We start from the raw sequence: 12,126 nt of genomic DNA on the forward strand, positions 1-12,126 counted from the left end.
GTACAGTTCACCAATATTTCAGAATGAGGAAATTCCATGGCACAAAAAAACGAAGAGGACGACAAAGTCCGCCTCGATAAATGGTTGTGGGCTGCGCGTTTTTACAAAACCCGGGCCTTGGCCAAAGCGGCGATTGAAAGCGGCAAGGTGCATTGCCGGGGTGAGCGCTGCAAGCCCGGCAAGGAGCCACGTATCGGCGATGAATTCGTGATTCGTACCGGTTTCGACGAGCGCACGGTGGTGGTCCAGGCGCTGTCGATCGTTCGCCGTGGCGCGCCGGAAGCGCAGATGCTGTACGCCGAAACCGAAGCCAGCATCGCCAAGCGCGAAAACGCCGCCGCCGAGCGTAAAGCAGGCGCTCTGGGCGTGAGCACCGATGGCAAACCGAGCAAGAAACAGCGGCGGGATCTGTTCAAGTTTCGTGGCAGCAGCAACGAATGATTGACCGGGTCCGTCGATCACTCATACAGGCAAAGACTTGTAATTGTGCTTGCGCGTAGCCATATGGGGTAATTCGCCTACCCTGCATGAGCCATTGGCAGTGCCATTCGTCGTAAAGCGCACGCAGTCGCCGGCCTGTAAGCCATAACCAGACAGCAAGACGCTATGGCCAAGGCGTAACCTCGAATTCTGTAATCACTTTTGTCACCACTTCAGATACCCAGACTTATGACCGACCTATCGGATAACGACTTCACCCAACGCTTCATCTTCGATGACAGCGACACCCGTGGCGAGCTGGTCTCTTTGGAGCTCAGCTACGCCGAAGTCCTGGCCAAACACGCCTACCCGCAGCCGGTCGCGCAACTGCTCGGCGAGCTGATGGCGGCTGCAGCGTTGCTGGTCGGCGCGTTGAAGTTCGATGGCTTGCTGATCCTGCAGGCCCGCTCCGAAGGTCCGATCCCGCTGCTGATGATCGAGTGCTCCAGCGAGCGCGATATTCGTGGCCTGGCCCGTTACGAAGCGGACCGCATTGCCCCCGACGCTACCCTGGCCGACTTGATGCCGGATGGCTCGCTGACATTGACCGTCGACCCGAAACAGGGCCAACGCTACCAGGGCGTCGTCGATCTGGATGGCGAAACGTTGTCCGACTGCTTTACCAACTACTTCGTCATGTCGCAGCAGATTGGCACGCGTATCAAGCTCTGCGCCGATGGCCGCCGCGCCCGTGGCCTGTTGCTGCAGCAACTGCCCGCCGACCGCCTTAAAGACGAAGAGGAACGCGCTGCCAGCTGGCAGCACCTCACCGCATTGGCCACCACTCTGACCGCCGATGAACTGCTGGGCCTGGACAACGAAACCGTGCTCCATCGTCTCTACCACGAAGAGCAGGTGCGTCTGTTCGATGTGCAGAAGTTGCGCTTCCGCTGCAGCTGCTCCCGCGAACGTTCAGCCAATGCGCTGGTCAGTCTGGGTATGGAAGACGCGCAGCAATTGGTGGTCGAACACGGTGGCAACATCGAAATCGATTGCCAGTTCTGCAACCAGCGCTACCTGTTCGATGCCGCCGACGTGACTCAATTGTTCGCCGGTGCGGGTATCGAGACGCCGTCAGATACCCGTCACTAAAACGATTCAGCGCAGGTAAATTCACTGGCTGCCGCCGGATTAATGCCGTTACGACAGGAGGGGCCTACTCTTTTTGGGCTTTTCTGGCATAATCCGGCCCACTTTTTTCGCGGTAGTAGTGCACGACTTTCTACTACAAAAACGTTTGGAGCACTCGGCCACTGGCCGACGGGGAACCTCATGACGCAAGCCAACAATGCCGTGTACACCGATCTGAGTGTTGATGATCTGGTTAAAGAAGCCCTCAACCGCGGTGAAGGCGAGCTTGCCGATACCGGCGCACTGGTTGTTCGTACCGGTCACCGTACCGGCCGTTCGCCAGTCGATCGTTTCATCGTTGAAGAGCCAAGCACCCAGGCCGCCATCGCCTGGGGCCCGATCAACCGCAAGTTCCCGGCCGACAAGTTCGACGCCCTGTGGGCTCGCGTTGAGGCATTCAATAACGCGCAAGAGCATTTCGTTTCCCACGTGCATGTAGGTGCGGCTTCCGAGCACTATCTGGCCGTGAAGATGACCACCCAGACTGCCTGGCAGAACCTGTTCGGCCGTTGCCTGTTCATCAACCCGGCTCAGTACAACCCGGCGGGTCGTGACGAGTGGCAGGTCCTCAACGTTGCCAACTTCGAGTGCGTGCCAGAGCGTGACGGCACCAACTCCGACGGCTGTGTGATCCTCAACTTCGCACAGAAGAAAGTGCTGATCGCCGGCATGCGTTACGCCGGTGAAATGAAGAAAGCCATGTTCTCGGTGCAGAACTTCCTGCTGCCGGCTGCCGACGTACTGCCAATGCACTGCGCCGCCAACATCGGCGAAGAGGGCGACGTGACCCTGTTCTTCGGTCTGTCCGGCACTGGTAAAACCACCCTGTCCGCCGACGAAAGCCGTTACCTGATCGGTGACGACGAGCACGGCTGGGGCGAAGGCGTTGTGTTCAACATCGAAGGCGGTTGCTATGCCAAGTGCATCGACCTGTCCGAGAAGAACGAGCCGGTTATCTGGAAAGCCATCAAGCACGGCGCGGTATTGGAAAACGTCGTCATCGATGACGCCAAGCACGCCGACTACGCCGATGTCAGCCTGACCCAGAACAGCCGTGCCGCCTACCCGCTGGAGCACGTTGCCAAGCGTTCCGAGAAGAACCTCGGTGGCGAGCCGAACGCTGTGATCTTCCTGACCTGCGACCTGACCGGCGTGCTGCCGCCAGTGTCGATCCTCAACGAAGAACAAGCGGCTTACCACTTCCTGTCCGGTTACACCGCACTGGTCGGTTCGACCGAAATGGGTTCGGGCAGCGGCATCAAGTCGACCTTCTCCACCTGCTTCGGCGCACCGTTCTTCCCGCGTCCGGCCGGTGAATACGCTGAGCTGCTGATCAAGCGCATCCGCGGCTTCGGCTCCAAGGTCTACCTGGTCAACACCGGCTGGACCGGCGGTGGCTACGGCGTCGGCAAGCGCTTCAACATCCCGACCACCCGCGCCGTGATCGCAGCGATCCAGAGCGGCGCGCTGATCGGTACCGAGACCGAGCACCTGGACACCATCAACCTCGACGTGCCAGTGGCCGTACCGGGCGTTGAGACTGGCCTGCTGAACCCACGCAACACCTGGGCCGACAAAGCCGCCTACGACGAAGCCGCCAAAGCATTGGCCGGCCTGTTCATCGAGAACTTCAAGAAGTTCGAAGTGAGCGACGCGATCAAGGCTGCTGGTCCTAAGTTGTAAGTGTTGGATTGAGCTAACGAAGAAGCCGCCCCTCGGGGCGGCTTTTTTTTTGTGCGCAAAATTCAGTTTTTCGCGGGCAAGTCAGAATGCGTCGGGCCGTTACAGGCCCTCGAGCTCATCCGTGTCCCAGCGTTGGGCCTTGATGGCCCGGTAGAGCATGCCGATGGTCAAAGGCACCTTCTCGCCGCGACCCTTGGATTTTCGCTTTAGATTCACGTCAAAGCCGTCGGGCTGGAAATAGCGATAGCTGTCGAAATCTACGAAATCGATGGCGAAGTGGTCTTCCAGGGTTTCGATCAAATGCCGGGCGTCTGCACCGTTGCAGCCCAGGTCGAAGTTGATCGAGGTGGCGAGGCTGATGGTTTTGCGCTCGGGGAAGCCGAGTTCTTCATGCAGCAGTTGCATGAGTTGCTGCATCAAGTGGTCGTCGGGGAGGTTGGGGGCGAGGTTCATTGCGTAGGCTCCGCTAATCGAAATGCAGGCGCCATATTATCCTGCTCACGTTTCGATAGCCCCAAAGCCCCCGCTAGTGTTGGCCATTGGCTGACAACTTCTTTGAAGCTGTCGATGATGTTTTCTGCATCCGCACGACCGAAAACGAGAAAAGCCCTGCAAGCGCAAACCTGCAGGGCTTCTCGGTTAGGCTGAGCATCACATTAAGCCCCCGAACCAGTCGGGGCTTCTTCATTCTCAGCCTTGCATCAGGCCTCGACACCACAACCGATCATCAAAAGATATTGATCGGGTAATCCACGAACACACGCACTTCGTTGCCGCTGACGTTGTACTCGCTCGATTTCTGCGACACGCGCAGGACCGAGCTGCGCAGTTTCACGCTGAGGTCTTTGGCCGGGCCGCTTTGGACGACGTATTTGATCTGGTTGAAGATCTCGCGCTCGGTGCCGCCTTCGCTGGTGGAAGTGGTGATGTTGTCGCCGCGCACGTAGGCCACGTTGTAGCTCAGGCCCGGTGCACCGAAGGTGCTGAAGTCCAGGCCGTAGCCCACCTGCCAGCTGCGTTCGTCTTCGGCATTGAAGTCGGACCAGTAGGAGTTCGCCAGGTAGATGGTGTTGCCACCGTCGCCGACGCGACCCTGGTCTTTCTGGTAGCCGCCGTAGGCGTAGCCCAGGTTGCTGTCGCCGGTGCTGCGCTGATGCGCGAGGGTGAACGAGTGCGGGCCGGTGATGAAGGTGGCCGCCAGGCTCCAGATCTTGTTGTCGTCGCCGGTGATAGCGTTTTCGCGAACGTAGGAATCTTCCAGCTTGGTGCGGTAGCCGTTGAAGTCCAGGGTCAGGGACTGATCCTTGTCGATCGGGAACACGTAGTTGGCGCTCACGTATTGTTTCTTCAGCACGTCTTCGACGTCGGAAGCGTACAGCGCGGCCTTGAATTGCTCGGTGAACTGGTAGCTACCGCCCAATACGTTGATCGACTTCAAGCCACCGCTGTCACGGCCTTCAGCGCTTTTGCGCGATTCGGCGGTGAAGCGACCGGCGTCCAGTTGCAGGCTTTTGATCTCTTTGGAGGTGATCAAGGTGCCGGAGTAGCTTTCCGGCAGCAGGCGTGAGTTGTCGTAGTTCAGCACCGGCAGGGCCGGCATCTGGTCGCCGTAGGTCAGGGTGGTGCTGGACAGGCGGAACTTGATCGCTGCGCCGCCCTTGGACAGGTCGTTAGCCGGCTGGCCGCTGTCGCCCTTTTTGAAGAAGTCGATGCCTTGCGCGCCGCTACGGTCTTCGCTGCGTTCCAGGTTCAGTGCGTACAGCCCGAAAGCGTCCACACCCACACCCACGGTGCCTTGGGTGAAGCCGGACGAGAACGTGCCGATAGCCGCCTGGCCCCACTCGGATTTATCCGGGTTGCCGTCTTTGAAGTCACGGTTCATGTAGGCGTTGCGCAGCAGCACTTTGAGGCTGCTGTCTTCAACAAAACCCTTGGATTCGGCCTGGTCGTTCGCCATGGCCTGTGTCGCACTCAACATCCCCAGAGCGATCAGGCTGATTCGCTTGTTCAACATCGTGTTCTTTTCCTTATTTCCGGTTGATACGCGCTGTGTCGAACTCCCGAAACGGCGCTATCGCGCTCTTTTTTCATGACGAAAACAAAAAGGCCCGCCCACGATTTCTCGCGGCGGGCCTTTTTATAATTTTTGATCGTGGCGGTCGGCCACAGGCGTTGGGCCGAATCGTAGCTGCGCCCTCAACGATGTGTCAATTTCATGAATCTTCTAAAAACAGGTGAAAACCGTCTAAGAAATGCCTTTATGCGGCAGGAATATTCAATCACTGCAGCCATCGAGGCCACAGGCTGCTATGGAAATGGATGATCCCTGATCGGGTAGCGACTGACTCAACCACTGCGCAAATGCCTGGGGTTTGCCCAGCCATGGCCCGATATCGATCAGGGTGAATTGGTCATTGTGCTCAAGCGCCAGGGTCGGAAAGCCCTGCCCGCCGACCTTGGCCAAAAGAGCCCGGCTGTTCCTGATATGGCCTTCGGTGTCAGCCGCCCTGAAGGTTTTTTCGAAGGCTTCGCGGTCCAGCCCCATGCCGTGGGCAAGTTCAAACAGTACCGACTCATCGGCGATGCGACGCCCCTCCACGTAGTGAGCACTTTGCAAACGCCCCAACAACTCCAGCCCGCGACCTCCCATTTGCTCGGCCGCCAGCACCGCAGCGATGGGTGGAGCCGAGTCGAACACAGCGCTGTGATCACGCAGCAAACCTTCGAAATAGGCTTCACCGAACGGCTGCCCGCTGTATTCGGCGATACGCCGGTCATGGGGTATGACGTAACTGCGCAGTTGTGGCGAAACCTTTTGCCGATTGGCCCCCGTCATCATGCCGCCGCCGTGGGCAATCACGGGCAGCACAGCCTGGGCGGCCTGCACCAGCGGTTTGGCGCCGTAGCACCAACCGCACAACGGGTCGTAGATGTAGTGGAGGATCATGGCAAGGCTCCGGCAAAAATCGATGCCGGCAGATTAGTCCTGAGTTCATGACTGAAAAACACCGGAACGGCTTTCAGTCTGTTTCAGGAATCGGTCGAATGCTCCCGCAGGAACGAGCTGGGCGCCGCGTAGCCTGGGGGACCGTGACCTGAACACCGCAAAACTTGTAGGAGCTGGCTTGCCAGCGAAGAGGTTTGCACATTCAACATTGATGGTGAATGACAGATGGCCTTCGCTGGCAAGCCAGCTCCTACAGTCGTTCATGCAAAACACGCACAAAAAAAAGCGCTGCCATCCCGGCAGCGCTTTTTCTTGTTCAATCCGTTGTTGTTCTTCTTATCCTTCCATTACATCCCACAACGCATCCAGTTCCGCCTCGCTGAATAAACCAGCAGGGTAACGCTCGATCATCGTCCGGCGCGGATCAGCTTCACTGATCTGACGCATTCCATTGGACTTGAACCAGTGCGCCAGAATCTGGAGCGATTCGCTGTTTACTGCCAGGGGATGCAACGCCTTTTCGCCCATAACATTCACTTCGGCGTTCATTTCAGCGCTCTCTCCCGGTTTGTGAGCGGCTAACTTATCCAAGGTTTATGACAGAACATCGAAGTCCTCCCCACCCCGAGTACAACAGCAGGGATACAAGAGCTGTGCCAAGGTTTCTGAAGTGTGGCCAAGCGGATACAAAAAAGCCCGCAGGCCTGTAGGGCCGCGTGCTCCGTGCAACGCTGGTGGCTAATCGACAGCCTGAGGGAATTCGCAATCAACTCAAGCTGTTACGACCTCACTCACTCCTTGTGCGGTGCGGGTTGTTGCTGGGTAAGGCAGTGAATATTCCCGCCCCCCAGTAACAGTTCGCGACCAGGCACCATCACCACTTCATGCTGTGGGAACAGGTTCTGCAAGATTTCCTTTGCCGGGCCATCCTGCGGGTCGTCAAAGCTCGGCGCGATGATGCCGCCGTTGACGATCAGGAAGTTCACGTAGGAACCGGCCAGACGAACCGTCGGGTTACGCTCCTGAGTACCGTCCACTGGATCGACACCGGCGCACTCTTCTTCAGTCGCAAACAGCGGACCCGGGATCGGCATTTTGTGCACCGTGAACGGGCGACCCTTGGCGTCGGTGCTGCTTTGCAGCACTTTCATCGCCGCCTGGCAGCGCGGGTAGTTAGGGTCCTGTGGATCATCGGTCCAGGCCAACAGCACTTCACCCGGACGCACGTAGCAGCAGAAGTTATCCACATGGCCGTCGGTTTCGTCGTTGAACAAGCCATCCGGTAGCCAGATGATTTTATCCACAGCCAGGTTCGCACTCAGGACCGCTTCGATTTCCGCGCGATTCATGTGCGGGTTGCGATTGCGGTTGAGCAGGCATTCTTCGGTGGTGATCAGCGTGCCTTCACCGTCGACGTGAATCGAGCCGCCTTCCAGCACGAAGCCTTCGGTGCGGTAACGCGGGCTGCGCTCGATCTCGAGGATCTTGCCGCCGACCTGCGAGTCGCGGTTCCACGGCGAATACAGGCCGCCGTCGAAGCCGCCCCAGGCGTTGAAGTCCCAGTTCACGCCACGGACTTCGCCACTGTTATTGATGACGAAGGTCGGACCGGAGTCTCGGACCCAGGCGTCGTCGCTGGACATTTCCACCACACGAATATTCGGTACGTCCAGACGGGCACGGGCGTTTTCGTACTGGCCGGCGGAAACCGCCACGGTCACCGGTTCGAAACGGGCGATGGCCTTGGCCACTGCCACATGCGCGGATTGTGCCGGTTTGCCGCCCAGTCGCCAGTTGTCCGGGCGCTCGGGCCAGATCATCCAGGTCTGGGTTTGGGGTGCCCATTCGGCTGGCATGTAGAAGCCGTCGGCGCGAGGGGTGCTGTTCAACGTGGTCATGGCTCAGGACTCCGGAGTGGCATTGATGCCTGACAGAAATGGAAGCGCATTGGTACACGCCGTGGACTGCGCTACTTTATATCCGATAAATATCGGCTTTTAAAGCAACTTACATCCATAGTTACAAAAACAATCGATAAAAAGCCGATATCAATCGAACTACCACAGCAGTGCCCTGTAGGAGTGAGCCTGCTCGCGATTAGGCCATATCAGTCACCATTTTTTTGACCGGAAGACCGCTATCGCGAGCAGGCTCGCTCCTACAGGGGATGTGTTTACAGGCCTTCTTCGAGCACCTTCGACAGCATGTCCACGAAGAAATCCACGCTCTGGCGCGAAGTGACCATCGGCGGCTTGATCTTGAGGATGTTCAGGTAATCGCCGGTCGGCTGCATGAAGATCCCCAGTTCACGCAAGCGATCGCACAGCGCGGTGGTTTCTTCGGTGGCCGGCTCCAGGGTTTCGCGATTGCGGATCAACTCGACGCCCAGGTAGAAACCGGAACCGTGCACCGCGCCCACTAACGGATGAATATCGATCAACGCTTCGAGGCGCTTCTTGAAGTGCCCGCCGACGACCTGGGCGTTTTCCCAGAGTTTTTCCTCTTCCATTACATCCAGCACCGCCATGCCGACCTGGCAACTGACCGGGCTGCCGCCAGCAGAGGAGAAGAAGTAACCCTCGGCCTCCAGCGCTTCGGCGATTTCCCGACGGGTGATGACCGCGCCCAGTGGCTGACCGTTGCCCATGCCCTTGGCCATGGTGATGATATCCGGCACCACGCCCTGTTCTTCAAAGCCCCAGAAGAAATCGCCCATGCGCCCGTAGCCCACCTGCACTTCGTCGGCGATGCACACGCCGCCCCGCGCCCGGACCATGGCATAGACTTGTTTCAAATAGTCCGGTGGCAGCGAGATGCCGCCGGCATTGCCATACACCGGCTCGCAAATGAAACCGGCCAATTGGCGATTCTGCTCGGCGATTTTCGCCAGGTTGTGTTCGACGCTACGCACATAATCCGGCGCGCTGTCGGGGCCACGGAATTCACCGCGATAGGTGTTTGGCGCGGTCACCGGGTGCACCCAGTCCGGGCGACTGCTCAAGGCCTTGGGGTTGTCGGCGATCGAGGTCGACACCGAGTCGGCCCCCACCGTCCAGCCGTGATAAGCCTCCAGCACGCTGAGCATGTCGCGGCCGCCGCTGTAGGCCCACGCCAGTCGAATCGCCAGGTCGTTGGCCTCGCTACCGCTGTTGACCAGGAACACGCGGTCCATGCCGTCAGGGGACAGCTTCAGCAAACGTTCGGAGAACTCGGCCACGGCCGCGTAGTTGAAGCGCGAGTTGGTGTTGAGCAACGACCACTGGCGACTGGCAACCGCCGCCATGCGCGGGTGACCGTGGCCCAATACCGCAACGTTGTTGAGCATGTCGAGGTAGGAACGACCCTGCATGTCAATCAAATGGTTGCGCCAGCCGCGCTCGATGCGCGGCGGGTCGACGTAATAATGTTTTTGCGTACGGGCGAAACTGGCGTCGCGCCGGGCCAGCAACGTCGCTCCGTCGAGCTCAGCTTCGGCGTCACACGCCAGCCCCAGCAACGCTGCCGGTGATGGACACAACGCTTGCCAGGCTGCCGCGCGCGAAGGCGTACAGAACAACGGCGCATTGATCGACGCGCCACGGCACAACTGCACGATCAATGGCCCGCTGACCGAGCCCAGTACCTGGCCTTTGACCAGTGCTGCGCCGCTGTGCAGCGACGGCGTGACGCCCCAAAGCCGCACACTCAATTGCGGGCCGTCCAGTTGCAGCACGCCCGCCGATGGGTGATGCACTACCCCGGCAAACGGCGCTTCGACCGCCGTGCCCTGAGGCACACGCAACTCGACGTGCAACGGGCAAGTGTCCGGTTCAGCGGCGCTGTCCGGGCGGGTGTGGGACAAGCGGTATTGTCCGTAGCGACTGGCCGCCAGGCCATGCGCCGTAGCGGCTTCATCCAGCAGGCGCTGATCGACACGCTCCTGCTCCCAGTTCCCGGCCTCGAAATGCGGGCTGAGCACACCCAGGTCGATCAGCGCGAACTCACGCCCCACCAGGCTTGGCAACAGCGGCGCGAAGCCTTCGCTGCCGATGGTGGGCAGGTTCTGGCCGACGGCGGTGAGGATCGCCGCTTCCATCAACGCCAATGGTACCGACGTGGCCACACGGAAGATTTCCCATTCATGGACCAGGTTATCGCGGCTGTAGGCATTGCCCGGATCGATGCTGACCTGCTGTTCGCCGCTGAGCACCAACACCGCCGCGCGGGCGACGATCAGCGGCCACAGCGCCAGCAATTCTTCGTGTTGCAACGGATTGACCGCGTGATAGGCCTGTACCGCCGGCAAAATGCAGAACGGATCGCCCTCGCCATGATGCAGCAGCGCGGCGCAGGTCACCGACAGATCGGTAATGCGCCAGGTGCGCACCAGGTCACCGAAATCGATCACGCCCTGCAGCTGCCAATGGCGCTGCGCATCGCGCTGCCACACCACGTTATCGTCGGTGATATCCATGTGAATGGCCTGCACCGGCAGCTTGTCTTGCAGTGGCTGCAAATGCCGCTCGGCTTGCCCGGACGCTTCGACGATCAGTTTGCGCTGGGCCTCATCCTTGATCACCGGCAGCAAATGCGCGATCAGGGCGTGAGCATGGCGGGCGTCCCATTGCAGGGTTCGCACCAGCCCCGGATGGTCGAAATCCGCCAGGGCCAGGTCCATTTCACCGCACAGGCGACCGAAGCCGGACACCACCGTCGGGTTGAAATGGCCGAGGCTCGTCAGCGGCTGGCCTTCGATGTAATCGAGCAGGCGAACGTGGACCGCCTGGCCACCCATGTCCAGAGACAGAAGTTCTGCACCGTTTTTCGCCGGGATAACACGCGGCACATGCACATCGGGGTGCTCCCCCAAGTGCCCGAGCCCGGCGTGCTGTGCTTGAAGCTCAATTACCGAATAGTCGCCACGGCAGATTTTCAGGACGAAACGTCCCTGCTCGCTGTCGACGCGGTAGTTCAGGTCTTGCTGGCTGCCAAGGGCCTGCAACCTGCCGCTGAACCCGTAATGTTCTTCCAGCAGCGCTCGCGCTTGATCCGCAGACACCTGCGGGCTGGGCAAACTGGCGCGATGAATCAACGTGGCGAGCGGCATACAACGACCCCTGAAATTTTATTAGGCGCCTATATCGCCACTGGTTCGGGCGATACGCAACCCCCCGGAAGCGGCATGGGGCATTTGTGGGAGCGGGCTTTGTTCTGGTACTCGCCTCGGTCGGCGCTTTGCGCAAGAATGGCGGCCATTCAACACACACTGCTGGAGAGCCACCATGAATGTAGTGACCACTGATCTGCCCGGTGTTCTGATCCTCGAACCCAAGGTCTTTGGCGACGAACGTGGTTTCTTCTACGAGAGTTTCAACGCCCGGGCCTTCAAAGAGGCCACCGGACTGGACACTGAATTCGTTCAAGACAATCACTCCCGTTCGCAGAAGGGCGTGCTGCGCGGTCTGCATTACCAACTGGAAAATACCCAGGGAAAACTGGTTCGCGTCACGGTCGGTGAAGTGCTGGACGTCGCCGTAGACATCCGTCGCAGCTCACCGCACTTCGGCAAATGGGTCGCAGTGCGACTGTCTTCCGACAACCATCGTCAGCTCTGGGTCCCGGAAGGTTTCGCCCACGGGTTCGTCGTATTGAGCGAGTTTGCCGAGTTCCTTTACAAAACCACCGATTACTACACGCCCTCCGCCGAGCGCAGCATTCGCTGGGACGACCCGGACCTGGCCATCGACTGGCAACTGCAAGGCACGCCGCAGTTGTCGGCGAAAGATCAGGCCGGGGTATTTTTCAAGGACGCTGACGTCTTTGCCTGAAAGGCCGGCTGAAGCTCGCCTATCAAGATGCACCTGACCCAAGGCGGGTAAGCCTAGGCATAATGCGCCTGTACCCAC

10 protein-coding genes and 1 pseudogene are annotated in these 12,126 nt (G+C 59.4%); 4 read left to right on the top strand and 7 right to left on the bottom strand.

The genetic code is table 11. The annotated features are described in order from the left end of the window. Positions 1-36: 36 nt before the first annotated feature. The 3 genes from AC1D19_RS15980 to AC1D19_RS15990 all read left to right on the top strand — a co-directional run bounded on the left by AC1D19_RS15980 (position 37) and on the right by AC1D19_RS15990 (position 3,294). The gene (locus AC1D19_RS15980) at positions 37-441 is read left to right on the top strand and encodes an RNA-binding S4 domain-containing protein (RefSeq protein ID WP_108216131.1); all 405 of its coding nucleotides are present in this window, start codon (positions 37-39) and stop codon (positions 439-441) included. A gap of 228 nt (positions 442-669) precedes the next feature. Further along, positions 670-1,572 (top strand): Hsp33 family molecular chaperone HslO, encoded by a 903-nt coding sequence (hslO, locus tag AC1D19_RS15985; RefSeq protein WP_477763767.1) that lies wholly within the window; start codon positions 670-672, stop codon positions 1,570-1,572. A gap of 180 nt (positions 1,573-1,752) precedes the next feature. Then, positions 1,753-3,294 carry a phosphoenolpyruvate carboxykinase gene (locus AC1D19_RS15990; RefSeq protein WP_056726915.1) on the top strand — a complete coding sequence of 514 codons (1,542 nt, stop codon included), beginning with the start codon at positions 1,753-1,755 and terminating at the stop codon, positions 3,292-3,294. A gap of 99 nt (positions 3,295-3,393) precedes the next feature. Here AC1D19_RS15990 and AC1D19_RS15995 read toward each other — a convergent pair whose 3' ends face one another. The 7 genes and pseudogenes from AC1D19_RS15995 to AC1D19_RS16025 all read right to left on the bottom strand — a co-directional run bounded on the left by AC1D19_RS15995 (position 3,394) and on the right by AC1D19_RS16025 (position 11,327). Further along, positions 3,394-3,747, bottom strand: coding sequence for a DUF1493 family protein (locus AC1D19_RS15995; RefSeq protein ID WP_477763768.1), 354 nt, complete (start codon positions 3,745-3,747; stop codon positions 3,394-3,396). Next, positions 3,744-3,884: pseudogene (locus AC1D19_RS16000) on the bottom strand (type II toxin-antitoxin system HipA family toxin); the annotation flags it as partial. The pseudogene AC1D19_RS16000 and the gene AC1D19_RS15995, both read right to left, overlap by 4 nt. 137 nt (positions 3,885-4,021) lie before the next feature. Further along, on the bottom strand, positions 4,022-5,308 hold the full coding sequence (locus AC1D19_RS16005; protein WP_477763769.1) for an OprD family porin: 1,287 nt from the start codon (positions 5,306-5,308) through the stop codon (positions 4,022-4,024). 261 nt (positions 5,309-5,569) lie between these two features. Continuing rightward, positions 5,570-6,241: a DsbA family protein gene (locus tag AC1D19_RS16010; RefSeq protein WP_477763770.1), complete on the bottom strand. Its 672-nt coding sequence runs from the start codon at positions 6,239-6,241 to the stop codon at positions 5,570-5,572. Positions 6,242-6,577: 336 nt separating this feature from the next. Continuing rightward, the gene (locus AC1D19_RS16015; protein ID WP_477753836.1) at positions 6,578-6,790 is read right to left on the bottom strand and encodes a hypothetical protein; all 213 of its coding nucleotides are present in this window, start codon (positions 6,788-6,790) and stop codon (positions 6,578-6,580) included. Between the two features lie 242 nt (positions 6,791-7,032). Further along, positions 7,033-8,139, bottom strand: a complete 1,107-nt coding sequence (gene aguA, locus AC1D19_RS16020) for an agmatine deiminase (protein WP_477763771.1) — start codon at positions 8,137-8,139, stop codon at positions 7,033-7,035. Between the two features lie 275 nt (positions 8,140-8,414). Then, entirely contained in the window at positions 8,415-11,327 is a 2,913-nt protein-coding gene (locus AC1D19_RS16025; RefSeq protein ID WP_477763772.1) for an aminotransferase, read from the bottom strand. A gap of 175 nt (positions 11,328-11,502) precedes the next feature. Here AC1D19_RS16025 and rfbC point away from each other — a divergent pair, with 175 nt between their 5' ends. Next, positions 11,503-12,048, top strand: coding sequence for a dTDP-4-dehydrorhamnose 3,5-epimerase (gene rfbC, locus AC1D19_RS16030; RefSeq protein ID WP_320401895.1), 546 nt, complete (start codon positions 11,503-11,505; stop codon positions 12,046-12,048). Positions 12,049-12,126: the final 78 nt, after the last annotated feature.

Source organism: Pseudomonas sp. P1_C12 (genome assembly GCF_056406435.1).

Excerpts from the sequence above, each read along its gene's own strand:
- aguA (WP_477763771.1), bottom strand. The coding sequence starts at position 8,139 with ATGACCACGTTGAACAGCACCCCTCGCGCCGACGGCTTCTACATGCCA.
- AC1D19_RS15990 (WP_056726915.1), top strand. The coding sequence starts at position 1,753 with ATGACGCAAGCCAACAATGCCGTGTACACCGATCTGAGTGTTGATGAT.
- AC1D19_RS15995 (WP_477763768.1), bottom strand. The coding sequence starts at position 3,747 with ATGAACCTCGCCCCCAACCTCCCCGACGACCACTTGATGCAGCAACTC.
- AC1D19_RS16010 (WP_477763770.1), bottom strand. The coding sequence starts at position 6,241 with ATGATCCTCCACTACATCTACGACCCGTTGTGCGGTTGGTGCTACGGC.
- AC1D19_RS16025 (WP_477763772.1), bottom strand. The coding sequence starts at position 11,327 with ATGCCGCTCGCCACGTTGATTCATCGCGCCAGTTTGCCCAGCCCGCAG.
- AC1D19_RS16005 (WP_477763769.1), bottom strand. The coding sequence starts at position 5,308 with ATGTTGAACAAGCGAATCAGCCTGATCGCTCTGGGGATGTTGAGTGCG.
- AC1D19_RS15980 (WP_108216131.1), top strand. The coding sequence starts at position 37 with ATGGCACAAAAAAACGAAGAGGACGACAAAGTCCGCCTCGATAAATGG.
- rfbC (WP_320401895.1), top strand. The coding sequence starts at position 11,503 with ATGAATGTAGTGACCACTGATCTGCCCGGTGTTCTGATCCTCGAACCC.
- AC1D19_RS16015 (WP_477753836.1), bottom strand. The coding sequence starts at position 6,790 with ATGAACGCCGAAGTGAATGTTATGGGCGAAAAGGCGTTGCATCCCCTG.
- hslO (WP_477763767.1), top strand. The coding sequence starts at position 670 with ATGACCGACCTATCGGATAACGACTTCACCCAACGCTTCATCTTCGAT.